Origin of the sequence: Nocardia sp. NBC_01499, from assembly GCF_045040275.1 — a bacterium.
Lineage (GTDB): Bacteria > Actinomycetota > Actinomycetes > Mycobacteriales > Mycobacteriaceae > Nocardia.
On record NZ_CP109426.1, the window covers coordinates 4,546,138 to 4,568,350 of the forward strand.

Annotated in this window: 28 protein-coding genes; 7 read left to right on the forward strand and 21 right to left on the reverse strand. The window is 65.5% G+C overall.

Translation table 11 applies throughout. From position 1 onward, the window contains the following. Positions 1–129 precede the first annotated feature (129 nt). The 6 genes from OG203_RS20845 (at position 130) to OG203_RS20870 (ending at position 6,183) form a co-directional block, all read left to right on the forward strand. Positions 130–324, forward strand: coding sequence for a hypothetical protein (locus OG203_RS20845; protein ID WP_405167300.1), 195 nt, complete (start codon positions 130–132; stop codon positions 322–324). A gap of 38 nt (positions 325–362) precedes the next feature. Further along, positions 363–815, forward strand: a complete 453-nt coding sequence (locus OG203_RS20850) for a TIGR03667 family PPOX class F420-dependent oxidoreductase (protein ID WP_405167301.1) — start codon at positions 363–365, stop codon at positions 813–815. Between the two features lie 8 nt (positions 816–823). Next, positions 824–1,402 (forward strand): putative glycolipid-binding domain-containing protein, encoded by a 579-nt coding sequence (locus tag OG203_RS20855; protein WP_405167302.1) that lies wholly within the window; start codon positions 824–826, stop codon positions 1,400–1,402. A 36-nt stretch (positions 1,403–1,438) separates the two neighbouring features. Next, a complete protein-coding gene (locus OG203_RS20860; RefSeq protein ID WP_405167303.1) occupies positions 1,439–2,368 on the forward strand; it encodes an RluA family pseudouridine synthase in 930 nt (309 codons plus the stop codon). 199 nt (positions 2,369–2,567) lie between these two features. Then, a complete protein-coding gene (locus tag OG203_RS20865; RefSeq protein WP_405167304.1) occupies positions 2,568–3,311 on the forward strand; it encodes a CPBP family intramembrane glutamic endopeptidase in 744 nt (247 codons plus the stop codon). 250 nt (positions 3,312–3,561) lie between these two features. Then, the gene (locus OG203_RS20870; protein WP_405167305.1) at positions 3,562–6,183 is read left to right on the forward strand and encodes a hypothetical protein; all 2,622 of its coding nucleotides are present in this window, start codon (positions 3,562–3,564) and stop codon (positions 6,181–6,183) included. A gap of 85 nt (positions 6,184–6,268) precedes the next feature. Here OG203_RS20870 and OG203_RS20875 read toward each other — a convergent pair whose 3' ends face one another. The 19 genes from OG203_RS20875 to OG203_RS20965 all read right to left on the reverse strand — a co-directional run bounded on the left by OG203_RS20875 (position 6,269) and on the right by OG203_RS20965 (position 19,590). Next, positions 6,269–8,476, reverse strand: a complete 2,208-nt coding sequence (locus OG203_RS20875; protein WP_405167306.1) for an MMPL family transporter — start codon at positions 8,474–8,476, stop codon at positions 6,269–6,271. A 34-nt stretch (positions 8,477–8,510) separates the two neighbouring features. Further along, positions 8,511–8,948, reverse strand: coding sequence for an EXLDI protein (locus tag OG203_RS20880; protein ID WP_405167307.1), 438 nt, complete (start codon positions 8,946–8,948; stop codon positions 8,511–8,513). A 335-nt stretch (positions 8,949–9,283) separates the two neighbouring features. Next, complete coding sequence (locus tag OG203_RS20885; RefSeq protein WP_405167308.1) at positions 9,284–9,760, reverse strand: NUDIX domain-containing protein; 477 nt, start codon at positions 9,758–9,760, stop codon at positions 9,284–9,286. 316 nt (positions 9,761–10,076) lie between these two features. Next, complete coding sequence (locus OG203_RS20890; protein ID WP_405167309.1) at positions 10,077–11,285, reverse strand: MFS transporter; 1,209 nt, start codon at positions 11,283–11,285, stop codon at positions 10,077–10,079. 339 nt (positions 11,286–11,624) lie between these two features. Continuing rightward, entirely contained in the window at positions 11,625–12,428 is an 804-nt protein-coding gene (locus OG203_RS20895; RefSeq protein WP_405167933.1) for a phosphatase, read from the reverse strand. Between the two features lie 109 nt (positions 12,429–12,537). After that, the gene (locus tag OG203_RS20900; protein ID WP_405167310.1) at positions 12,538–12,972 is read right to left on the reverse strand and encodes a PIN domain-containing protein; all 435 of its coding nucleotides are present in this window, start codon (positions 12,970–12,972) and stop codon (positions 12,538–12,540) included. Then, on the reverse strand, positions 12,969–13,229 hold the full coding sequence (locus OG203_RS20905; protein WP_405167311.1) for a DUF6364 family protein: 261 nt from the start codon (positions 13,227–13,229) through the stop codon (positions 12,969–12,971). The genes OG203_RS20900 and OG203_RS20905 overlap by 4 nt, the downstream gene beginning before the upstream one ends. 113 nt (positions 13,230–13,342) lie before the next feature. Beyond that, positions 13,343–13,615: a 30S ribosomal protein S17 gene (rpsQ, locus tag OG203_RS20910; protein WP_364736281.1), complete on the reverse strand. Its 273-nt coding sequence runs from the start codon at positions 13,613–13,615 to the stop codon at positions 13,343–13,345. Beyond that, positions 13,612–13,851: a 50S ribosomal protein L29 gene (rpmC, locus tag OG203_RS20915; protein WP_039822417.1), complete on the reverse strand. Its 240-nt coding sequence runs from the start codon at positions 13,849–13,851 to the stop codon at positions 13,612–13,614. The genes rpsQ and rpmC overlap by 4 nt, the downstream gene beginning before the upstream one ends. Further along, positions 13,851–14,267 carry a 50S ribosomal protein L16 gene (gene rplP / locus OG203_RS20920; RefSeq protein ID WP_357386121.1) on the reverse strand — a complete coding sequence of 139 codons (417 nt, stop codon included), beginning with the start codon at positions 14,265–14,267 and terminating at the stop codon, positions 13,851–13,853. The genes rpmC and rplP overlap by 1 nt, the downstream gene beginning before the upstream one ends. 4 nt (positions 14,268–14,271) lie before the next feature. Then, the gene (gene rpsC, locus OG203_RS20925; RefSeq protein WP_040731339.1) at positions 14,272–15,075 is read right to left on the reverse strand and encodes a 30S ribosomal protein S3; all 804 of its coding nucleotides are present in this window, start codon (positions 15,073–15,075) and stop codon (positions 14,272–14,274) included. Further along, entirely contained in the window at positions 15,076–15,477 is a 402-nt protein-coding gene (gene rplV / locus OG203_RS20930; protein WP_396995691.1) for a 50S ribosomal protein L22, read from the reverse strand. Further along, positions 15,474–15,755, reverse strand: coding sequence for a 30S ribosomal protein S19 (gene rpsS, locus OG203_RS20935; RefSeq protein WP_357386117.1), 282 nt, complete (start codon positions 15,753–15,755; stop codon positions 15,474–15,476). Before rpsS ends, rplV begins: the two co-directional genes overlap by 4 nt. Before the next feature lie 15 nt (positions 15,756–15,770). Beyond that, positions 15,771–16,610: a 50S ribosomal protein L2 gene (gene rplB, locus OG203_RS20940; RefSeq protein ID WP_357386115.1), complete on the reverse strand. Its 840-nt coding sequence runs from the start codon at positions 16,608–16,610 to the stop codon at positions 15,771–15,773. A 33-nt stretch (positions 16,611–16,643) separates the two neighbouring features. Then, entirely contained in the window at positions 16,644–16,949 is a 306-nt protein-coding gene (gene rplW, locus OG203_RS20945; protein ID WP_040731336.1) for a 50S ribosomal protein L23, read from the reverse strand. Next, positions 16,946–17,620: a 50S ribosomal protein L4 gene (gene rplD / locus OG203_RS20950; RefSeq protein ID WP_357386113.1), complete on the reverse strand. Its 675-nt coding sequence runs from the start codon at positions 17,618–17,620 to the stop codon at positions 16,946–16,948. The genes rplW and rplD overlap by 4 nt, the downstream gene beginning before the upstream one ends. Continuing rightward, positions 17,617–18,282 carry a 50S ribosomal protein L3 gene (gene rplC / locus OG203_RS20955; RefSeq protein WP_150404057.1) on the reverse strand — a complete coding sequence of 222 codons (666 nt, stop codon included), beginning with the start codon at positions 18,280–18,282 and terminating at the stop codon, positions 17,617–17,619. Before rplC ends, rplD begins: the two co-directional genes overlap by 4 nt. A 14-nt stretch (positions 18,283–18,296) precedes the next feature. Beyond that, positions 18,297–18,602, reverse strand: a complete 306-nt coding sequence (gene rpsJ / locus OG203_RS20960; protein WP_003938093.1) for a 30S ribosomal protein S10 — start codon at positions 18,600–18,602, stop codon at positions 18,297–18,299. A gap of 568 nt (positions 18,603–19,170) precedes the next feature. Continuing rightward, on the reverse strand, positions 19,171–19,590 hold the full coding sequence (locus tag OG203_RS20965; protein WP_405167312.1) for a hypothetical protein: 420 nt from the start codon (positions 19,588–19,590) through the stop codon (positions 19,171–19,173). A 184-nt stretch (positions 19,591–19,774) separates the two neighbouring features. Between OG203_RS20965 and OG203_RS20970 the strand changes: the two genes are divergently transcribed. After that, positions 19,775–20,251: a hotdog fold domain-containing protein gene (locus OG203_RS20970; RefSeq protein ID WP_405167313.1), complete on the forward strand. Its 477-nt coding sequence runs from the start codon at positions 19,775–19,777 to the stop codon at positions 20,249–20,251. A gap of 19 nt (positions 20,252–20,270) precedes the next feature. On the opposite strand, the gene OG203_RS20975 is transcribed toward OG203_RS20970, so the two are convergent. Together OG203_RS20975 and OG203_RS20980 are read right to left on the reverse strand one after the other, a co-directional pair. Beyond that, the gene (locus OG203_RS20975; protein WP_405167314.1) at positions 20,271–21,206 is read right to left on the reverse strand and encodes an esterase/lipase family protein; all 936 of its coding nucleotides are present in this window, start codon (positions 21,204–21,206) and stop codon (positions 20,271–20,273) included. 1 nt (position 21,207) lies between these two features. Then, positions 21,208–22,212 (reverse strand): alpha/beta hydrolase, encoded by a 1,005-nt coding sequence (locus tag OG203_RS20980; RefSeq protein WP_405167315.1) that lies wholly within the window; start codon positions 22,210–22,212, stop codon positions 21,208–21,210. Between the last annotated feature and the right edge of the window lies 1 nt (position 22,213).

A 22,213-nucleotide genomic window follows, 5' to 3' on the forward strand; every position in this document is an offset into this window, starting at 1 on the left:
GATACCCGAGGCTTTCAACTGCCCGTCACATTGGGTAATGCTCCGTGAACGGCCGCCCAACCAGGCCCGATAGCTCGGATACATGGCTAGCTTCTTCTTCATACGCAAACACTGTTTATGGAGTCGAATATGTTTGTTACACAGGTTATTTCCACCATTGCGCGCTGTTCGGTCGATCCTGGCGAGCTGACACCCGAGCAGGCGCATCGCGCCATGCAGGTGCATTTGAACTGCAGCGTCGACGTATGCCGGGTACGTCGTCGCGCGCGCCGCACCCTGGTCGAGTCGCGGCGCATGGTGCTCGATGAGCGGGCGACACCCTAGCGCGGAATCCTCCCGGCCGGCACGGCGTTGTCCCAAGCATGACCACAACGGCATCCGATCGATCCGCTGCGCCCGTCGTAGATCCGAGCACGCCATTCGGCGCCAAAGTCGCCGAGCGCCTCGACAACGAGCCCGTGATCTGGCTGACCACCGTCGGCGCCACCGGGACGCCGCAACCCAACCCGGTCTGGTTCCAGTGGCGCGACGACGAGTTCCTCTTGTTCAGCGAGCCCAACCAGGCCAAGCTGCGCAATCTCCTACGCAATCCACGCGTTTCGCTGAACTTCAACAGCACCGAATGGGGCAGTGAGGTAGCGGTTTTCACCGGCACAGCGCGCATCGATGACGTCGCCGTCTCGCCCGACGAAATCGCCACGTACACAACGAAATACACCAAAGGCCTGCAGGACATCGAGCTGACCGCCGAGCAGTTCTTCGCCAAGTACTCCACGGTCGTGCGGATCCGCCCGGATCGCCTGCGCGGCTTCTGAATCCAGCGATGTTCGCCCCCGCACCCCCGACCGCCGCGTGGCAGCATCGCGGCGCCCGCACCGGTTTCGAGATCGCCTACTTCAAGGTGACCGAGACCGGTGTGCAGATCGACGGCTGCACAACGGCGGTCGAGGACGGCGAGGTCTGGGCGGTGGATTACCAGATCATCCTCGACCCGTCCTGGCACACCCGACGAGCCACGGTCGCGACCCGACGTCGCGGCGGCTGGCACACGGTCGAACTCGACACCGACGGAGCGGGCAACTGGACGGTCGACGGCTTGCCGAACACCGCGCTCACCGGCTGCCTCGATGTCGATCTGGAGGCCTCGGCGCTGACCAACGCGTTCCCGGTGCATCGGTTCGGCCTTGATATCGACGCGACGACGGAAGCTCCCGCGGCCTACGTTCGCGCCGCCGGACTGGAGGTGACCCGGCTGGAGCAGGTCTACCACCGGATCGCCGACGACGGCCGACACCAGCGCTTCGCCTACACCGCACCGCAGTTCGATTTCACCAGCACACTCATCTACGACGAATCCGGCTTCGTCCTCGACTACCCCGGCATCGCGCTTCGCGCCCACTGACCCCGGCGAAATAGCCGACGACTAGGGTCGATGCCGATGAGAAGGCGGCAGAAACCGCCGTTGCCCAAGCGGCACGGCCTGGACCCGGCCCGGCTCCGGCTGCCGGAGGACGGTGACTGGGCGACGATTCGCGATCATCTGGTCGAGCGGCTGCCGCGGGTCGACCCCGCACGTATCGATGAGTTGCTGCGCGACGGCGGGATCGTTGACCTCACGGGTCCGATCGCACCGGAGGCGCCGTATGTGCCGGGCGGCGCGGTGTGGTTTCACCGCGATCTGCCCGTCGAGACGCCGGTGCCGTTCGACATCACCATCGTGCACCGCGACGACGACCTGCTCGTCGTCGACAAGCCGCACTTCCTCGCGACCATTCCGCGCGGCCAGCACATTCTGGAAACCGCGCTGGTGCGGCTGCGGCGGGAACTGGAGCTGCCGGAGCTGATTCCGGCGCATCGGCTGGATCGGGTGACGGCGGGACTGGTGCTCTTCATCATCAATCCGGCGCGGCGCGGGGCCTATCAGACGATGTTCCACAAACGCACCGTCTATAAGGAATACGAGGCGATCGCGCCGTTCGATCCCGAGCTGGCACTGCCGCGCGTCGTGCGCAGCCGGATCGTGAAGGAAAAGCATGTGCTCGCGGCGCAGGAGGTCGAGGGCGAACCCAATGCGGAGACCTCGATCGAGCTGATCGAGCACCGCGACGGGCTCGGGCGCTATCGACTGCGCCCGCTGACCGGACGCACCCATCAGCTGCGACTACATATGAACAGCCTCGGCGTCCCGATTCTCGGCGACGACTTCTATCCGGTCATCACCGACAAACCGGTCGACGACTTCACCCGTCCGCTGCAGCTGCTCGCCGTCTCGCTCGAGTTCACCGATCCGATCAGCCATCAGCCGCGTCGCTTCGAGACCACCCGCGAGCTGCAAGCCTGGACGGATCCGGCCGGGTGGGTCGGCTGACGGCACTAGAGGTCAGCCGACCCGTGCGCCCCGCCACGGTGGCTCAGGCCGCGGTGGGCGCGGCTCCCGGAATTGAAACACGTTCCAGTCAGAGTAGCCGACGCCGCATCGAGACCGATAGATCGGGCGAATTCGGGTAGGCCAACAGCAAATGACCAATCAAGCGGCGGCTCCGGCCCTCATCCGTACACTGGGCGGGATGCTCGCACAGGACCCCGAGGAAGCGGCTCCGCCCCGCCACAAACTGCATGCGTATGCCGATGTGGCCGTGGTCGTCGTCGTCCTGGCCGGCACCAACCTGATCGCGCACTTCACCACCGCCTTGGCAAGCATCGCGACCGTGCCCATCGCCGCCGTCGTGCTGCTCGCGATGATGCGCCGCCGCGGGCTGGATTGGCATGAACTCGGCCTCTCACCCCGGCACTGGCGGCGCGGGACGCTGTACGCGGTCGGCGCTGTTGGCGTGGTCCTGGCCGCGGTGGCCATCGGCGCGGCGCTGCCGATCACCCGCCCGTTCTTCCTCGCCGATCGCTACGCCACCATTTCCGGCGCGCTGATCGCCTCGATGATCGTCATCCCGTTGCAGACGGCGATTCCCGAGGAATTGGCGTTCCGTGGGGTGCTGCACGGCACGCTCGATCGGGTCTATGGCGCGCGCGGGGTGTTCGCCGCGGGATCACTGCTTTTCGGCATGTGGCATATCGCCTCCTCGCTCGGATTGACCAGTAGCAATCGCGGTCTTTCCGGGTTCGTCGGCGGTGGTGTCACCGGTCAGATCATCGGCATCCTGCTCGCCGTGGTGGCCACCGCGGCGGCGGGCGTCGTCTTCACCTGGCTGCGCCGCCGCAGCGGGAGCCTGCTCGCCCCGATCGCCCTGCACTGGTCGGTCAATGGCGCTGGCGCGCTCGCCGCCGCCATCGTTTGGCATACCACCCTGACCTGAGTCTTTGGCCATGCGCGGTGTCGAAATCGTGCACAGCTCACCGGAATTCCCCCGGTAATGCGCCGCATTCTGGACCGGCGCCGACGGCGTGTTGCTGCTAAACGGCGTGTCACAAGAACGCCCGAGATATTCGCACTGGTTTTCGAGCGTCGGCATTGACCTTGGCCGGTGGCCGGTTTAGCCTTCATTGCGATCACACATACGTTCGAGCAAGTAGGTCTGCTGACGATCTGCTCCGGGAAGGCTCGCGATGCGCGACGAACAATCGACCGGTAGTACCGAGATCGCCGCGTTGGCGCAGCGGGTCGAGACGGCTCGCGGCAAATTACCGCTGCAGCACGACTCCGCGCTGTTCGAGGTGTTGTCCGAGGGCGAGATCGGGGCAGAACGCGAACTCGCGGAATGGGTTCGGGCACAGCGGCGTAAGCAGCGGCGGCGGGCGATCGAAGAGGAATTGGCCGCCGAGAAGCGAGATCGGCGCAGCGCGGCCAACATTCGGCGAGCCGACGAGGCGGACGAGCGCTGGCATCGGCGGGCGCTTGCCGCAAGGCGGCGGGTGTCCAGCGAGGACGCGCGGCTGGCGCAGCTGTATCGGCGCGCCGAATGGTCGTCGCGGGCGCTGATCGCCGTTGTCGTGCTCGGCATGGTGTGGGCGGGCGTCAATGTGCAGCACAACCTGGTGCCGAGCGGGGACATGTCCGACCCGCTGTACTGGTTGAGCTATGGGATCGAGGCGATGATCTCGATCCCGATCATCACCATCATGGTCGCCGCGACCACCGCCGCCCGCTGGGGCCGCGAACTCGCGCGCGGCAAGGTGGTGTTCTTCGAAACCGCGCTGCTCGGCACCACCATCGCGTTGAACGCGGGGCCGCACCTGGCCTCCGGGTCGTTCGGGCGCGCCGCGGAATACGCGATCGCGCCCGTCATGGTTGGGGTCGTGATCTGGTTGCACGCTTGGGTTTCCGCGCGGTACGCGCTGCTCATCGATGGGGCGCCGGTGGTGGACCGAGATGCGACGGTGGTGCGCCGTGTCAGCGATCGGGATTCGCGCGTCGGGCTCACCGTCGACGCGCCGGGTGATCGCCGATGGTTGCTCAGCGAAGTCGATCCCTACGCGGCTCGGCTGCCCGGTGCGGTCGAGCGCGAGGACGACGGTCAGGTGGGCGGACGCGGCGACATACCGCAGGCGGACCATGCTGCCGCGCCGCAGATCAACGGGCATGCCGCGCAGTCGTTCTCGGCCGACAGCGCGCACCGGCTGCCCGATGGGCTTGGGGACCAAGGGTCATCTACCAACGGGCATGCAGTGCAATCATTCTCGGCCGACGGCGCGCACCAGCCGCCCGACGGGCTCGGCGACCAAGACTCTCGGCCGTTTACCAACGGGCATGCGATGCGATCGTTCTCGGCCGACACAGCACATCCACCGCACGATGCGCAGGGCGACTACACCTCTCGGCCGTCAACCAACGGACATGCCGTACAGGCTGTTCCGGGTGACAATCAGCAGCCGGTCGCTGCTGTCGATCAAGTGCCGGTAGCGGGGCACGAGTACAGCAATGGCCGCGTCATGCCGTTCTCGGCAATCAACGGTCACCCGCTGCCCGTTGAACCGCGCGACGCACATTCCGCCGGGCCAGTCGGCAATGCTCACTCCCCTGCTAATGGCTTTGCAGCGCAATCCGACTCGGCGAGTCGTCCTCGCCAGGAGGCCGCGACCGAACCCAGCATCGCTGACACATCTGCTCAACAGGCTTCGCGAGCTGCTACATCCAGCAACGGTCATGCGCCTTCGACCAACGGCCACCCTGTGACGAATGGTCATGCTGTCACCGACAGCGGTAAGCCCGCGCCGACGAACGATCAGCCCGTCAACGGGACCAACCGCACCACACCGACCAATGGTCGCGCCATGACCAACGGCCATGCCATGACCAATGGTCACGCGGTGAACAACGGTCACGCTGTCACCGACAGCGGCTCGACCGCTTCAACGAACGGCCATCCGGTCAACAGGACCAACCGCTCCATACCGGCCAACGAGGACGCAACACAAACCAACGGCCACGCGGTAACCAACGGCCATGCGGTAACCAACGGCCACGCGGTAACCGACAGCGGCCGTCCCGTGCCGACAAACGGCCAGCCCGTCAACGGGGCCAACCGCACCACGTCGACCAACAGCGACACGACACAAACCAACGGTCACGCGGTCGACGGTGGCCGCGTCGCACCGACCAACGGCCACGCCGCGCTCAACGGGCATGCCATGCAGTTGTTTCCGGTCAACGATGCCCCGCGCGAACACACGGATTCCGGCACCGTGACCCCGGCTCCCGAAACGACCACCGACGCACACCGTGGCGACGACACCGAAGAGCCTCACCTTGGTGACCCCATTCGCAAGGCCGCCGCAACGATCGCCGACACTGTCGCCCAGGCGATCTCGGGTGAGACCACCTCTCGCCCCACCACCGGTCGCCGAAAGTCGCCCGCGCCCAACGTCTCCGACCCCGAGATCGAACAACTCGTCTTCGACGAGAACCCGGAGCCGCCGCGTCCCGCCCCGCGCGCCGAGCCTGCCAGCATTGTCGCCCGTGCCCCCATCCAGGTGGAGATGGAACCGGAGGACTTGGACGACGAGGACGAGATCGACGAGGACGACGAAATCACCGCTCTCGCACACGAGATCGCACGTCGTGGACTGTCGAACCTCTCCGTCGAGCAACTCACCCAGATCTTTCGTCTCGCCGACGAATCCTGGCTGACGCCGGGCATCGCGAACGAAGTCGGCGTCTCTCGCGCCGCCGTGGCCAGGGCGGTGGAGGCGGGGATCAAGGTTCGCCGCCCCTACGCCATCAGCGGCTGACCTCGACGAACGCTGCGCGGAACCTGCCGACAGCGAAAAGGGCTGCCCTCCGGAATAACTGGAGGACAGCCCTTTTCGTCTTTACTTACCGCCGTTCACCTGTGTTCGACCAACCCCCGCCTGGCGCGGTCAGCGCGCGATCGCCTCGCGGGGTGTCGTAGAGTGCCGCACCCGACTCGCTCGGCTCCGACGATCCACCGGACTTCTCGTCTCCGTGTCCCGGCCACCACGCGCGGTGCCCGAGCAACGCCGTGAGCGCCGGGGTGAAGAACATCGCCATCACGAAGGCGGCGATCCCGATGCCGACCGAGATGGCGAAGCCCATCTGCGAGAGAACGTTGTTGCCCGCCAACATCATCGAGGCGAACGTCCCGGCGAGAATCAAGCCGGCCGCCGCGACCGTCGGACCCGTGTGCCGCAAGGCAAGTGCCGCAGCCTGTTTCGGGTCGTTTCCGACCCGGGCTTCCTCACGCAATCGCGCGACCATCAGGATGTTGTAGTCGGTGCCGAGCGCGACGACGAACAGGTACATGATCACCGGCAGCGTGAAGATCAGACCGGATTGCCCCTGCATGTGCTGGAACACCAGCACCGCCGCGCCGAGCGTAGCGGCGAACCCGAGGAACACCGACGCCATCAGATACCACGGCGCGACCAGGCTGCGCAGCAGCAGACCGAGCACGATCATGATCAAGATGGCGGCCACCGGGAACACGATCGCGTAGTCGTGGTTCATCGCGTCCTGGAAGTCGACGAAGACCGCCGTCATCCCGCCGACGGCCGCGGTGGTTCCGGCCGGTGCCGCCGCGTGCGCGGCATCCCGCAGCGGACTGCGGACCGTCTCGAGCGCGGCGTCGGATTCAGGGGCGGAGGTGAGCGTCACCTGGAAGTCGGCGGTCGCCTTGTCCGCGGACAACTGCGGCTGCGCCACCTGGCCCACGCCGGGCACCGTGCTCAGCGCGGCGCGATAGGCGGTGAGCTGGTCGCTGGTCAACGCGCCGCCGGTCGAGCGAAGCAGCACGTCCGAGGGCTGGGTGGCACCGGCGGGCATGCCCTTGAGCAATTCCTTGTTGTAGACCACCGATTCGGACGCGTCCGAGGTCGAGCCGGAACTCAGATCGAAGGTCGGATTGAACCCGACCGCCACGATGCCAAGCGCGACGAGCACGCCACCGGACACCACCGCGAACGCCGCGGGCCGACGCCCGAGCGCGGCACCGAGTGCGGCGAACCGCGCGCCCCTCGGCTCCGTCTGCCACGCCTTGGACGGCCAGAACACCTTGGTGCCCAACAGGGAAATGACGGCGGGGATCAAGGTGAGCCCGGCCAGCAGCGCCACCGCGACCGCGATCGCCAGTGCCGGACCGAGCGCCCGGAACATGCCGAGCGTGGACAGGGTCAGCGCCATGAACGCGATGATCACCGCGGCCGCCGCGGAGGTGATGGCCTCGCCGACTCGGGTGACGGCACTGACCATGGCGGTCTTCGGGTCCTCTCCCGCCCGCAGCCGTTCCCGGTAGCGGAACATCAGGAACAGGATGTAGTCGGTGCCGACACCGAACAGCACCACCAGCAGGATGGCGCTCACCGAGCTGTCCACCTTCAGGTCGAAGGCCTTGGCCACCGTGGCGATCAGTCCGGTGACGAGGCTGGAGACCGCGCCGATGGTGACGATCGGCAGCAGCGCGATCACCGGGCTGCGGAAGATGACCAGCAACAGCACCAGGATCAACACGATCGTCGCGGCGCCGATGATGGCCATGCCCTTGTTGCTCGACTCCGTCTGATCCAGCATCTGCGCTGCCTGGCCGGTGATGCCCGCCTTCAGATCGGTGCTTTGCACGTCTGTCTTCAACGCGTCTCGCAGCGCCTTGACCGCGTCACTCTGCGTTGTGTCGCTCGCGCTGGTCACCTTCGTCAGCTGCACCGCGATGACCTGGATCAGTCGGTTCTCCGACGGCGCGATGGCCTGTAATCCGGTGACATCCTTGATATTCGCGTCGGTGAGCTTCGCGCCGATCGACGCGACCGAGGCGGAATCCTCCTCGCTCAGTCGCGCACCGTCGGCACGCTCGAAAACGATGAGTGCCGAGGGTGCCGCGCTTTGTGGAAATGCCTTCTGCTGCATATCGAGTGCCTGAATCGACTCGTAATGCGAAGGTAGGAAATCGGATTGATCGGTGGTCGAGGTGAGTTGCGGCGCCGCCGCTGCCACTCCGACGATGATGAGCAGCCACAGGCCGATCACCTTCCACGGATGGTGCACGACCAACTGCCCGAGTCGAGCGAACATGGGGGACAAATCCTTTCGGTATCCGAGCCGACGCTCAGATGTCGAGATCCTCGATGGGCGATTGCTCGGTCGAATCGATGAGCGTGCGATAGATCCTGGCCGGAATCAGCTCCCGCAATTCCTCGACCGAATCCACCACGTCGAGCGTGTAATCGCCCCAACTCTGATCATCGAGTTCGAATCCGTTGCGCCAGTTCTTCTTCTTGAATTCCTTGACCCAATCGGTCATCACCGAGAAGTCGGTCCAGTCCGTCGCCTGCTTGTGCACCGCGTACTTGCCCTTCCGAGTCGAATAGACCCGAACCACCTCGACTCCCACCCTGGTGAACTGCGTCGAGGCGCCCAACAGCCGCCCGACAAACCGCTGCGCCCGCCCACCCCCCGGCCCCACCTTCACGACCACCTCCCGAAATTCGTCCGAATCCCCCTTCTCGAAATCCACAACCCCATCAACCGCCTGCTGCGAATCCATGATGACTCCATCCATAAGTAGGTGCGCATGCACGCATAGATCTACTACGACGGACCCCTCATACGATCCCGTCGCCCTCAGCAGATCTGCAGTTTTCCCAATTACCCCGAGCCGCCGATCCAGCGCCCCGTCCCGACCAACTATATGTAGATGTATACGTATAGCGCAAGACCCTGCATGAACCAGATCCTTCGGAGCCAATCACGGCAGGCCAACCGGTGACCGACCGGACCCGATCAGCACGGACTGCCGTCGCCGCACGACTGCCATCTACGCCGTAGGACCCGAGCGACAGTCACCCCCGCCGACGGCAGATACGTAGGCGCCCAGACGAATCAAGAACGGTCGCGGTCCGCCGGCGCTGGCTCACCATGCTCGAGGTACAAAGTCGTACCTCGAGCAGACGCGATGTGTGCTTGCCGGAGTCGCCGGGCAAGCCTCGGGATGGCGTAGTCGTCGACCTTGTCGACCGGTACCCACTCCCAGTGGTCCAGTTCGGACTCCTGCAGCTTGATGCTTCGCTCGTCCCCAAGCTCTCCGCAATCGAACAGAAAGAGGATCTTGTCGCCGTCACCTGGATTCGGCGCCCAATCGTGAACAAGCAGCCGCCTCGGTGGACGGTCGATTCCGAGTTCCTCGAGTACCTCACGGTGACAAGCCGCGGCGGGAGCTTCACCCGGCTCGACGTATCCGCCCGGGATATCCCACCCGCTGCCGTACGTCTTGTGCACCAACAGAATTCTGTCGCCGCGCACGAACAGCGCGCCTGCGGCCAGCCGCGCACGCGCAAATTGATTGTCCTCAGCGTTCATTGCTTCACCTCACAATTCGCATACGTTAGGCAAGGGCCTGCAGTGTGAACGATGGGCTACCGCGAGTATTGCGCATCCAGATGAGGACGAGCTGCCTACTCAGTGACATCGCTCCGGATGCAGAGCTCCCTGGGCCCAGTGCTAGCCCGGCAGCTCCGGTGGAGCTTCGTCGCGGCCGTTGACTACCCCCCGGACACCAGATTTGGGTGAATCCACCTCGTCGTGATGAGCTCCCACCGCTGTTCTCCACAGTCATCACCACCGCACTGGCGGTTGCCACCAGACGTCGCGTCTAGCCCGTGCGCAACTTGAGGGTTCAGGCGGTGAGTTGGGTTGGGGCTTGGGCTTTTTGGTGGGTGGGGTGGCGGCGGGTGTGCAGGGCGAGGAGGAGGGGGAGGCCTAGGCCTATGGTGAGGCCGAGGGTTGCGGCGGCGGCGAAGCCTGCGGGGAAGCCGCCCGCGTCGATGGTGATGCCTGCCAGGGAGCTGCCGATGCCGTTGCCGAGGGTTAGGGCGGCGCTGTGCCAGCCGATGGCTTCGCCGCGGCCGCCTTCGGGGACTATTCGGCTCATTTGGTCGATGGAGGCGGTAATCGTTGGGGCGCAGAATAATCCGGCGATGAGGCCGGTGATGGCGAGGGATATCGGGCCGATGGCGAAGGCCATCGGGATGGTGACCGCGCCGAGACCGGCGAGCAGGAGGTAGGTCGAGATGGGGCGGCGTAGTGCGCCGTAGGTGAGGCCGCCGATCACCGAGCCGAAGCCCCAGACGGCAAGGACTACGCCGAGCCACGTCTGCGCCCCGAACTCGCGGATGGCGGAGACGAAGGTCAGTTCGGAACCGGAGAGGACGGCGATGGCCGCGCTCGCGCCGACGCACAGGGCGACGAACTCGATGCGAAACCAGCTGCGGCGCGGGACGGCAGCGGAATTCGCGCGGTCGGCGTCGCCGGCGGAGCGCAGCGGTGGATTGCGCACCCAGAGCAGAATGCCCGCGAGCACCAGCGTCATTTGGACGAAGTACAACACCATGGTCGTCGACCAGATGCCCGCGGCGGCGACGCCGAGGATCGGCCCGACCATGAAGGCGCACTCGACGGACACCGCCTCCAAGGCGAGCGCTGGCTGCCGGTTCTGCTCGGTCGTCGCGGCGATGACCGCTTGCCGGACCACGGTGAAGATCGGGACGTCGAAGAGCCCGGCGATGGCGGCGAGGATGAGCAGCGGAACGTAGTCGACGAACGGCGCGATCGACCAGCAGACCGCGCCGACCACGATGGATGGCGCGATGGTGCGGCGCAGGCCGAACCGATCGAGCAACCGCCCGCGCCACGGTCCGCTCAACGCGATGCAGACCGTGACGATCGTGCTCAGCGCACCGGCCTGCACATACGACCCGTGCAGTGTCTGCACGACGTGCAGCGCGAGCAGCACCGCTCCGGCGAAGAACGGGATGCGCACCAGGGCCCCGAGCAGCAGTACGTTGCGCACCGCGGCGCTCGACAAAACCACCCGATAGGACCCCACGAAGCGAGCTTGTCACGCCCCACCGACAAGCCGCCACCGATTTATCCCATGAATTCGGCCGCCCTGGGGAGATACCTCTCCACCACCTAACAAGTAAGCGGCAGTTCACCTTTCAGCTCGGCGACGCCCCGCTGGTTTCATGATCATGGGGAACTGGTGGCGGGCCTCTCTCGAACGATGCCGCCACCAGTTCCCCATGATCTTGAACGCCTCCCCATTCGGCGCGACCTTCCGGGAAAGGTGGTCCGACTGACGACGTTCCGAAGAGGTGCGCAGCCCGAAAGCGGGTGCGGCCGTTGACTACCGAGCGCACCCGGCGGGGCTGTCGTCCAGGCGGTTTCAGGCTGCGAAGCCCGCGCGGTCGAGCAGGTAGTCGATCATGGGCTCGTAGTACTCGGGGAAGACGCCGTCGTCGAGTGGGACGGTGACGGCGATTTTGCCCTCGGCGTGGCCTGCGAAGAGGGCGGGGTCGTTGGAGTCGGCGAAGCCGACGGTGTCGATTCCGGCTTCGCCAGCGGTACCGGCCCAGCCGTGGTCGGCGATGACGAGGTCGGGCCAGGATCGGGGTTCGGGGCCGTCGCGCAGTTCTTGCAGCATGGCCTGCATCGGGTTGGGGTCGTGTGTGTGCTGCATTCGGCCGCCGGTGCTGAGCGCGGCAACGCCTGAGGTGTAGACGATTTCGCGCACTCGCGACCCGCTGGCCGTGATGACCTGGTATGACCATCCGGCCGCAGGTGTCAGCACCGTGCATCCCGCGGCGTGCAGCGCGTCTTCGACGGCTCGATAGACGCCCATGAGTGGTCCAGGATGACCGGTCGCCAGCAGCACCGTTTCTTGGCCGCGGGCCGCGCGCCCGATCCTGGCGCCCATCTCGTCTAGCGCCGCGATGGTCAGGTCGACGCCGATGGTGTCGGCTCCCTGTCGATGCCGTGGGTCGGGGTTGACTCCGCACAGCCGCGACATCATGTCCAACGTCTCGTCGAACGTCCAGTCCTTCAGCGTCAATCCGAACTGATATCCAGGATCCTTCGCGACCATCCTGCGGTAGTGCGCCAGGTTCCCCTCCCTCGGCGTCGCGACATCCCCCGCTATCCGGGTCTGCAGCAGATGTTTCCGCAACAGCGCCCGATCATATGGCTGCACCAACAATCCCACCTCCGCATCGGCCGACACTGCCACCGAGGCCAGGTGCATCGACGCAGTGCTCGTTTCGCCGTCAACTCGACACTACAAGCAGGGCTGCGGTGTCCGGCTACTTCGCTTGCTCGAGGAAGGGGTTGCGGACCTCGAGTCCGAGGAAGTCGCGGCCGTGTTGAAGGTCTTCGGACAGTAGGTATTTCGCGCCGGACTGGGATGCGGCCTCGATGATCAACGCATCCCACCAGGACACCTTGTGGGTTTCCATCAGGAAGGACGCGTTCATGACGATCAGGGGGTCGGTGTCGCGGGCGCACCATTCGCTGTACAGGGCGATGACGCGGCGGGCCTCGGATGCGGCCATGGGCGGCTTGAACTTACGGGTGGCGACGGAATAGAACTCCTGCAGGACCTGGGTGCTCAGCAAGCCGGCTTTGCGCTCCCATAGATCCGCGAGGACTTCACGAGCGATCGTGCTGCGATTGTCGTTGCCGGGCTCATAGGCGTAGAGGAGGACATTGGTATCGATGAATACTCGTTCCGATTTCATCGGGTCCGCGCTTCGTCACGGTCGTAGAGGTCTTCGCGCCGCCACGTGATGCGACCTCCACTTCCATGCCCCGCCGCCTCCGCCATGAGCTGCAACGCCTGAACCTTCGCGGCCTCGTAGCGAGCGAAATCGGCGGCGAGCTCGCGCACCTGCTGCGCCAATAGCGCGCTGACCGAGGTCCCCTGCCTTGCCGCGATCACCTTCGCCTGCGCGATCACCTCTTCGTCCAGCTGAAGCGTCAGGTTCCTTTTGGCCATGCCACAGGATATCACGTGGGCCACGTTGAAGTAACGTGGATATCAGTTCTCGAAACGACGAAGGCCCGCCTCCCAAACGGGAAGCGGGCCTTCGACATTCAGACCGGAAAGGCTTACTTGGCCTTCTCCAGCACCTCGACCAGACGCCAGCGCTTGGTCGCCGACAGGGGCCGGGTCTCCATCAGCTGGACGCGGTCGCCGATGCCGGCGATCTCGTTCTCGTCATGCGCCTTCACCTTGGAGGTGGTGCGAATGATCTTGCCGTAGAGCTTGTGCCGGTTACGGTCTTCCAGCTCGACGACGATCGTCTTGGTCATCTTGTCCGAGACAACGTAACCGACCCGAACCTTGCGGCTGGCGCGCTGCTCTTCCTTCTGTTCGCTCATGCCGCATCTCCCTTGTCAGCGGGTCCGGAGGCCAGACCGAGCTCGCGCTCGCGCATGACCGTGTAGATGCGCGCGATCTCGTGACGAACCACGCGCAGCCGACGGTTGTTGTCCAGCTGACCCGTCGCCATCTGGAAGCGCAGGTTGAACAGCTCTTCCTTGGAGTCGCGCAGCTTCTGCACCAACTCTTCTTCGGTGAGCTCGCGGAGCTCTGCGGCCGGTGTTTCGGTAGCCATCAGAACTGCTCCTCCCTGGTCACGATCCTGCACTTCATCGGGAGCTTGTGCATCGCGCGGCGCAGGGCCTCGCGAGCGATCTCCTCACTGGGGTAACTCATCTCGAACATCACGCGGCCGGGCTTGACGTTCGCGATCCACCACTCCGGCGAACCCTTACCGGAACCCATGCGGGTTTCGGCGGGCTTCTTGGTGAGCGGGCGATCCGGGTAGATGTTGATCCAGATCTTGCCGCCACGCTTGATGTGGCGGGTCATCGCGATACGAGCCGACTCGATCTGCCGGTTGGTCACGTAAGCCGGCTCCAGTGCCTGGATGCCGTACTCACCGAACGCCACCGAGGTGCCGCCCTTGGCCATGCCGGAGCGACCGGGGTGATGCTGCTTGCGGTGCTTGACCTTACGAGGCATCAGCATTGCGTCAGCCCTCCTGTGTCTCTGCCGGAGCGTCCACCACCGCGGTGGCGGCGCGCCCGGCCTCGGTGCTGGTCGCCGTGGTACCGGCGGAGCCGGACCGACGCGGGCGAGACGGACGCTCGCGGCGCGGACGATCACGATCGCCGGCCGGAGCGCTGGCGGCGGCGAGCTCACGCTTGCCACCGACGATGTCGCCCTTGTAGATCCAGACCTTCACGCCGATGCGACCGAAGGTGGTCTTGGCCTCGTAGAGGCCGTAGTCGATGTCGGCACGCAGCGTGTGCAGCGGGACGCGACCCTCGCGGTAGAACTCCGAGCGCGACATTTCGGCGCCACCGAGGCGGCCCGAGCACTGCACGCGGATGCCCTTGACGTTCGGCGAACGCATGGCCGACTGGATGGCCTTACGCATCGCACGACGGAACGCCACGCGGTTGGACAGCTGCTCGGCCACGGCCTGAGCAACGAGCTGCGCATCCGATTCGGGGTTCTTGACCTCGAGGATGTTCAGCTGCACCTGCTTCTTGGTGAGCTTCTCCAGCTCGGCCCTGATGCGATCGGCCTCGGCGCCACGGCGGCCGATGACGATGCCAGGACGAGCGGTGTGGATGTCGACGCGAACCCGATCACGGGTGCGCTCGATCTCCACCTTGGAGATGCCCGCCCGCTCCATGCCGGTGGCGAGGAGCTTGCGGATGGCGACATCTTCCTTGACGTAGTCCGCGTACTGCTTGTCCGCGTACCAACGCGACTTCCAGTCGGTGGTGATACCGAGGCGGAAGCCATGGGGGTTAATTTTCTGTCCCATTTACTTTGCCCCTCCCTTCCGGCGGTTGCGAGTTGCTCCACCGGCGGTGGGGATGCTCTCGACCTCGATGGTGATGTGGCTGGTGCGCTTGCGAATGCGGAACGCACGACCCTGGGCACGCGGCTGGAACCGCTTCATGGTTGCACCCTCGTCGACGTAGGCCGTCGAGATGACCAGGGTGGCCGGGTTGAGGCCGAGGTTGTTCTCGGCGTTCGCCGCGGCGCTGGCCACGACCTTGGCAACTGGCTCGCTCGCGGCTTGCGGCGCGAACTTCAGGATCGCCAGGGCATCCTCGACTCGCTTGCCGCGGACCAGGTCCACGACACGGCGAGCCTTCATCGGGGTCACGCGAACGTGCTTGGCCGTTGCGCGTGCGGTCGGGTTCTGAGTCTCAGTCGTCATCGCCGCTTGCTCTTCCGGTCGTCCTTGATGTGGCTTCGGAACGTCCTGGTCGGCGCGAACTCACCGAGCTTGTGCCCGACCATGTTGTCCGAGACGAACACCGGCACGTGCTTGCGACCGTCGTGGACGGCGAAGGTGTGGCCGATGAAATCGGGGATGATGGTCGAACGACGCGACCAGGTCTTGATGACCTGCTTCGTGCCCTTCTCGTTCTGCACGTCCACCTTCGCGAGGAGGTGGTCGTCGACGAACGGGCCTTTCTTGAGGCTGCGTGGCATTTCTTACCTCCTCCTTCAGCGCTTGTTCTTGCCGGACTTGCGGCGGCGGACGATGAGCTTGTCGCTCGGGCGGTTGGGCTTGCGGGTACGGCCTTCCGGCTGTCCCCACGGCGAGACCGGGTGGCGACCACCGGAGGTCTTACCCTCACCACCACCGTGCGGGTGGTCGACCGGGTTCATCACGACACCACGGACGGTGGGGCGACGGCCCTTCCAGCGCATACGGCCGGCCTTGCCCCAGTTGATGTTCGACTGCTCGGCGTTGCCGACCTCGCCGACGGTGGCGCGGCAGCGCACGTCGACGCGACGGATTTCGCCGGAGGGCATACGCAGCGTGGCGTAGGTGCCTTCCTTACCGAGCAGCTGGATGCTGGATCCGGCCGAACGAGCCATCTTCGCGCCGCCGCCCGGACGCAGCTCCACCGCATGGATGGTGGTACCGGTCGGGATGTTGCGCAGCGGCAGGTTGTTACCCGGCTTGATGTCGGCCGTGGGGCCGGACTCGATCGGGGTGCCCTGCGCGATGCCCTTCGGCGCGATGATGTATCGCTTCTCGCCGTCCACGAAGTGGAGCAGCGCGATGTTCGCGGTGCGGTTCGGGTCGTACTCGATGTGCGCGACCTTGGCCGGGATGCCGTCCTTGTCCAGTCGACGGAAGTCGATCAGACGGTAGGCGCGCTTGTGGCCGCCACCGCGGTGCCGAGTGGTGATGCGACCGTGCGCATTACGACCACCCTTGCTGTGCAGCGGACGGATCAGCGACTTCTCGGGGGTCGACCGAGTGATCTCAGCGAAGTCCGAAACGGACGACCCGCGGCGGCCGGGGGTTGTCGGCTTGTACTTACGAATTGCCATGAGTTCTTCTCTTCTTTCTGGAGTCCCAGGCGCTTACGCGACCGGGCCTCCGAAGATCTCGATGGGCTTGCTGTCGGCCGAGATGGTCACGAGCGCGCGCTTGGTGTTCTTGCGCTTGCCGTAACCGAAGCGGGTCCGCTTGCGCTTGCCCTGACGGTTGGCGGTGTTGACGCTGGTAACCGTGACACCGAAGACCTTCTCGACGGCGATCTTGATCTGCGTCTTGTTGGAATCCGGGTGCACGATGAAGGTGTAGGTGCCTTCCTCGATGAGTCCGTAGGACTTCTCCGAGATGACCGGCGCCAGCAGGATGTCGCGGGGGTCGGCGATGGTGGTCACTTGCTCTCCTCCTGTGCCGCCTCGGCGGGGCCGTGCACGAAGGCGTTGAGTGCCTCCACGCTGAATACGACCTCGTCGCTTTCCAGCACGTCATAGGTGTTGAGCTGGTCCGGCGCGATCGGGTGCACGAACTCGAGGTTCTGCACGCTCTTCCAGGCCGCGATGTCCTCACGTCCGAGGACGAGGAGGAACTTCTTGCGGTCCGACAGCTCCGCGAGGAAGCTCTTGGCCGTCTTGGTCGACGGGTCCTGCCCGGCGACCAGTTCGGTGATCACGTGGATGCGCTCGTTGCGCGCCCGGTCCGAAAGTGCTCCACGCAGTGCGGCGCGGATCATCTTCTTGGGGGTGCGCTGGCTGTAGTCGCGCGGCTGCGGGCCGTGCACGACGCCACCACCGGTGAACTGCGGCGCGCGGGTCGAGCCCTGACGGGCGCGGCCGGTGCCCTTCTGCCGGTACGGCTTCTTGCCACCACCGCGGACTTCACCGCGGGTCTTGGTGGAGTGCGTGCCCTGGCGGGCCGCGGCCAGCTGCGCGATGACCACCTGGTGCATCAGCGAGATGTTCGCGGTCACGTCGAAGATCTCCGAGGGGAGTTCGACGGTGCCATTGGTCTTGCCGCCCAGTTCCTTGACCGGCAGGGTCAGGTTGGCCTTCTTTTCGAGGCTGGTCATGCGTGCGCACCACCCTTCACTGCGCTCTTGACGATCACGACATTGCCGCGACGACCCGGGATCGCTCCCTTGATCAGCAGCAGGCCGTTTTCGGCGTCGACCTTGTGAACCGAGAGGTTCTGCGTGGTGACGCGGTCGTTACCCATGCGGCCCGACATGCGCATGCCCTTGAACACGCGGCCGGGGGTGGCGCAGCCACCGATGGAGCCGGGGCGACGGTGCACAGCCTGCGCACCGTGCGAAGCGCCCTGACCGGCGAAGCCGTGACGCTTCATGGTGCCGGCGAAGCCCTTGCCCTTGCTGGTACCCGTCACATCGACGTAGGCGCCCTCTTCGAAGACGTCGGCGTTGATCTCCTGGCCGACCTCGAAGGTGGACGCGTCGGCGACGCGGATCTCGGCGACGTGGCGGCGCGGTGTGACACCGGCCTTGGCGAACTGGCCGGAGACCGGCTTGTTCACCTTGCGCGGGTCGATGGCGCCGAAAGCGACCTGAACGGCGCTGTAGCCGTCGCGCTCCACGGTGCGGATCTGGGTGATTACGTTCGGTCCGGCCTTGATGACGGTCACGGGAACGACGCGATTCTTCTCGTCGAACACCTGGGTCATCCCGAGCTTGGTGCCAAGGATGCCCGCCGCGGGCCTGTTCTTGTTGTCAGTCATATCTCCAGTCCCCGTCACTGAATGTTGACGTCGACGCTGGCCGGCAGGTCGATGCGCATGAGCGCGTCGACCGTCTTCGGCGTCGGGTCGAGGATGTCGATAAGCCGCTTGTGCGTACGCATCTCGAAGTGCTCGCGCGAGTCCTTGTACTTGTGCGGCGAACGGATGACGCAGTACACGTTCTTTTCGGTCGGCAACGGCACCGGGCCGACGACGCGGGCCCCAGTGCGGGTCACCGTCTCAACGATCTTGCGCGCTGACGCGTCGATCGCCTCGTGGTCGTAGGCCTTGAGCCTGATGCGGATCTTCTGTCCCGCCACGCTAAGTGTCCTTTTCTCCGCTTATACCTTCGTGATCCGGAAGCTGGCTTCCGTACCACCCTCAATTTGCACAGCCCGAACACACGAAGACGTCTCACGTGAGACCGCGACCAAGCACGCGTGCCTGATCCTCGCCGCTGTTCATCTGTCATGGTTCTCCGGTCCACGCGGTCGGGCGTGTCGTTCTGGTCTCCGACCAGCATTCAACACAGCCGCTCATTCCTCGGCCCCGGATAAACTTCATCTCAGGCCCTGGAACCGTGTTCCCGGACGTACCCACACCGGTTAACCCAGTGAGGTACACGATTGTTGGTACTCGCCTCGCCTAGCCATCCCGTCTCACACGGAAACAGGCACGGCACTGGTACAAGGCAACCCGAACAGTATGCCCGACGCGGTCTGCTACTTCAAATCCGCCCCCTGCGAGCGGCTCCGCCCAGGTCATCGGCATGGCGGCGAAGACGGGAAGGGCGGCGGAGGTGGCGATTCCATGGAACCGTCACAGCCGCCGCCGCTCGTTCATCCGGGCGAATCGGACCGGGTCGCGAACGCCCCGGCTACCCACAGATCAGCGCAGCATCTGGTACACGAGCAGGTTCCGGTTGGCGTCGGCCGGATCGACATGGCCGTGATAGAGCCGGACCGGATCGACGATGCCGATGGCAACCATGCCGTTGGGCGAATCGGCGGCTTCGGCGACGATGTCGGAGATATTGCCGTACAGGTGCGACCCATCCTCGTCCAGGTACCACGAGGTCGGGTCGGCGTCGATCAGCCCATTGCTCTGCCAGAGCCCGTCGAGCACCGCCGGGATGGGGCTTTTGCTGAGGGCGACGGTTTCCGAGTGGTTGAGATCCAATGCACCGTAGAGACCGATCTCCGGACGGAACTCCGGGGTGACGGCGGCGGCCTGGCCCGCGGTCGCCGCGCCGAGCGCGGCAATGCCGAACGCCGCGACGGCCCCGGCGACGACAGTACGAATACGCATGTGCAGAACTCCAATTTTCCTGCGCACCAACAGAAATGGTGGTGGCCCCCAGTCACGCCACAGATCGACGCAACGCAATAACCTAGCAAGTCGGCCGCATGCCCCGAATAGTCGAGATCGCTCTTTCCGACGTGAGTTGTGGCACACCGTGCGGCCCGAACTTACTCCGCAGTAAGATGACCGCATGACGAAAGAGACCGCGACCTACCGCGGCTGGAAGAAGCTGCCGGACAACCGGCTCGGCCACACGCTGTTCTCGCTTGGCATGGTGGCGCGGGTGCCGTATTTCGGCACGGTGCTGCCGAGCGTGGTGCGGCTCGAGCCCGGCCTGTGCGAGGTCACCTCGCCGAAGTGGTTCGGCATCCACAATCACCTGGGCACCTATCACGCCATCGCGGCGTGCAACCTGGCCGAGGTGGCGATGGGCATGCTGAGCGAGGCGACCGTGCCAGGCACGCATCGCTGGATCCCGAAGGCGATGAACGTGCAGTACCTGGCCAAGGCCGAGACCGGTCTGCGGGCCGTGGCGAAGCTGGCGCAGGTCCCTGATTTCGCGACGATCACCGAGGGCACAGACCTGATCGTGCCGGTCTCGATCTACGACAAGCACGGCCTCGAGGTCGTGCACGCCGACATCACCACCTGGATCACCCCGAAGTAGGCGAGCCCGTGCCCTGCCTTCAACAGGGCAGGGCACGGTTGTCGTTCGCCAGCGCGCTGAGCACCACCGCGGCGGCCCGCTTGTCCCCCAGCAGACCGGCGTGGTCGGCGGTGTCGGCCGGGCAGCCGTCTTGCAGCCAGATGTCGCGATTGTCGCCGGTGGGCGCGGTGAGCAGGGCGGTCTCCTGCGGGGTGATGATTTCGTCGGCGCGGGAGGCGAGGGCCGTGTACCGGACACCGGGCACGGTCTCGCCTCCCGCGTTCAGCCGGTTCAGCAGCGGTGACCCAACCACCTGCTGCTGTCCCGGGGTTCCGAAGACCTGGGCCGCGATCTGCGCGTTCTCCAGGCCGAGTGAGGCCAGATCCGGATAGTTCTTGCGGAGTCCGGCCCAAGTCGAGCCCCGATACGGGGTGCCGAGGGTGACCACCTGGGTGACCGCGTCCGCGCCCTGCGCGCGCAGGTATTGGCGGATCACCGTGCCGCCGGTGGAGTGGCCGACCAGCGCCACCTTCGGTGCGCCGGTGGCCTTGCGCACAGCTTGCACGACATCATTCAGGTCGGCTGCCATGTGATCGATGTCGCCGACGCCGTAGATGGTGCGACCGAGCATCGCGGCACCGACCGGGCCGATACCCACTGTGCCGGAACCGGCTTGGCCGCTCACGACGTCGCGCAGCCCTGGCGTCGGACCCAGATTCGCCGCGAACACGCAGTAGCCTTCGGCCCGCACCAGCGGCGCGAGCAGCGCGAAACTGTTCGCCGCGTCGGTGCCGGAGCCGTGCACGAGCACCACCGGCTGCGGCCGCTCCGCCGAGGGGCGACAGGCCCAGTCGTTGGCGCCGGGGAACGCGGGGATCGGCGGCATGGCCGTCGCCGCAGGTGCCTGCAGCACGGCCGCGGTGGCGGCAGCGAGTATCAGGCCTGCGATGCGCGCGACCTGTTTCCGAATCCACATCTTAAATTCCCAACGGTGCCGAAAGCGCAGGCCACGAATTCTTCAACGCGTCTTGCCAATATCCCCACGAATGGGTGCCGTCCGGATGAATGTCATACGTTGCCGGAATGCCTAATTGATTAAGGCGGGTCTGCATATTCCGTGAGCAGTAATTCGTACCCGCCTCGATAACGCCACCCTTTATGAGCTGTGCCGCGTAACCGTCGACGCCGGGCAGTGCGTATTTGCCGTTCAATTCGTCGTATTTCCCGGGAAGCCCGCCGCCGCTGGAAATGTAGATGGACTTGCCACGCAATCCCTCGGCCTGCACATACGGGTCGTTGGCGGCCCAGCGCGGATCGCCCGCCGCGCCGTACATGTTGGCCAGGTTCGCCCAGCCCCAGGTCTCCACGGTGAGCCGGACGAACTCCTGGCCGACCGGGTCGCTGATCTGCGCGCAACCGCTGTAGGCGGCGACGCTGGAGTACAGGTCACCGCTGGTCGCGGCGAGGGCGAGGGTGGTTGTGCCAGCCATCGAGAAACCGGCGATGGCATTGCGCCCGCTCGTCCCGAGGTATTTATCGATGAGCGGCGGCAATTCGCGAGTCAGGAAGGTCTTCCACTTCTGGCGACCGAGGCGCGGATCGTCGTTGACCCAGTCCGCGTAGTAGCTGAACATGCCGCCGATCGGCGAGACGACGTTCACGTTCTTGGTCGAAAGGAACTGCATCGCATCGGTTTCCGTCGCCCAGGTGACGCCGTCCTCGCCGCCGCTCGCTCCCTGCAGCAGGTAGAGCACCGGACGCGGCACGCTGGTGTCGGCCGCGCGCTGCGTCTCCACCGTGATATCGCGATCCATCGCCGCGGAATGAATTGTCAACGTGACCGTTCGTGCATCATGCTCTTGCACGGCGACAATCGATGACTCAACGGGCGCCCCGTGCGCCGGTGTAGGCATAATTGCTATAACTGCCGCACCAAATGTGACCGCGAGCACACTAAGCAGTCCGCGGTTGCTGCCTCTCATG

Excerpts from the sequence above, each read along its gene's own strand:
- OG203_RS20845 (WP_405167300.1), top strand. The coding sequence starts at position 130 with ATGTTTGTTACACAGGTTATTTCCACCATTGCGCGCTGTTCGGTCGAT.
- OG203_RS20860 (WP_405167303.1), top strand. The coding sequence starts at position 1,439 with ATGAGAAGGCGGCAGAAACCGCCGTTGCCCAAGCGGCACGGCCTGGAC.
- OG203_RS20855 (WP_405167302.1), top strand. The coding sequence starts at position 824 with ATGTTCGCCCCCGCACCCCCGACCGCCGCGTGGCAGCATCGCGGCGCC.
- rplB (WP_357386115.1), bottom strand. The coding sequence starts at position 16,610 with ATGGCAATTCGTAAGTACAAGCCGACAACCCCCGGCCGCCGCGGGTCG.
- rpsC (WP_040731339.1), bottom strand. The coding sequence starts at position 15,075 with ATGGGACAGAAAATTAACCCCCATGGCTTCCGCCTCGGTATCACCACC.
- rplV (WP_396995691.1), bottom strand. The coding sequence starts at position 15,477 with ATGACGACTGAGACTCAGAACCCGACCGCACGCGCAACGGCCAAGCAC.
- OG203_RS20880 (WP_405167307.1), bottom strand. The coding sequence starts at position 8,948 with ATGGATTCGCAGCAGGCGGTTGATGGGGTTGTGGATTTCGAGAAGGGG.
- OG203_RS20870 (WP_405167305.1), top strand. The coding sequence starts at position 3,562 with ATGCGCGACGAACAATCGACCGGTAGTACCGAGATCGCCGCGTTGGCG.
- OG203_RS20850 (WP_405167301.1), top strand. The coding sequence starts at position 363 with ATGACCACAACGGCATCCGATCGATCCGCTGCGCCCGTCGTAGATCCG.
- rplP (WP_357386121.1), bottom strand. The coding sequence starts at position 14,267 with ATGCTGATGCCTCGTAAGGTCAAGCACCGCAAGCAGCATCACCCCGGT.
- OG203_RS20865 (WP_405167304.1), top strand. The coding sequence starts at position 2,568 with ATGCTCGCACAGGACCCCGAGGAAGCGGCTCCGCCCCGCCACAAACTG.
- OG203_RS20980 (WP_405167315.1), bottom strand. The coding sequence starts at position 22,212 with ATGAGAGGCAGCAACCGCGGACTGCTTAGTGTGCTCGCGGTCACATTT.
- rpsQ (WP_364736281.1), bottom strand. The coding sequence starts at position 13,615 with ATGAGCGAACAGAAGGAAGAGCAGCGCGCCAGCCGCAAGGTTCGGGTC.
- rpsS (WP_357386117.1), bottom strand. The coding sequence starts at position 15,755 with ATGCCACGCAGCCTCAAGAAAGGCCCGTTCGTCGACGACCACCTCCTC.
- OG203_RS20905 (WP_405167311.1), bottom strand. The coding sequence starts at position 13,229 with ATGGCCAAAAGGAACCTGACGCTTCAGCTGGACGAAGAGGTGATCGCG.
- OG203_RS20875 (WP_405167306.1), bottom strand. The coding sequence starts at position 8,476 with ATGTTCGCTCGACTCGGGCAGTTGGTCGTGCACCATCCGTGGAAGGTG.
- rplC (WP_150404057.1), bottom strand. The coding sequence starts at position 18,282 with ATGACTGACAACAAGAACAGGCCCGCGGCGGGCATCCTTGGCACCAAG.
- OG203_RS20900 (WP_405167310.1), bottom strand. The coding sequence starts at position 12,972 with ATGAAATCGGAACGAGTATTCATCGATACCAATGTCCTCCTCTACGCC.
- OG203_RS20975 (WP_405167314.1), bottom strand. The coding sequence starts at position 21,206 with ATGTGGATTCGGAAACAGGTCGCGCGCATCGCAGGCCTGATACTCGCT.
- OG203_RS20970 (WP_405167313.1), top strand. The coding sequence starts at position 19,775 with ATGACGAAAGAGACCGCGACCTACCGCGGCTGGAAGAAGCTGCCGGAC.
- rplD (WP_357386113.1), bottom strand. The coding sequence starts at position 17,620 with ATGACCAGCCTCGAAAAGAAGGCCAACCTGACCCTGCCGGTCAAGGAA.
- OG203_RS20885 (WP_405167308.1), bottom strand. The coding sequence starts at position 9,760 with ATGAACGCTGAGGACAATCAATTTGCGCGTGCGCGGCTGGCCGCAGGC.
- rpmC (WP_039822417.1), bottom strand. The coding sequence starts at position 13,851 with ATGGCTACCGAAACACCGGCCGCAGAGCTCCGCGAGCTCACCGAAGAA.
- OG203_RS20965 (WP_405167312.1), bottom strand. The coding sequence starts at position 19,590 with ATGCGTATTCGTACTGTCGTCGCCGGGGCCGTCGCGGCGTTCGGCATT.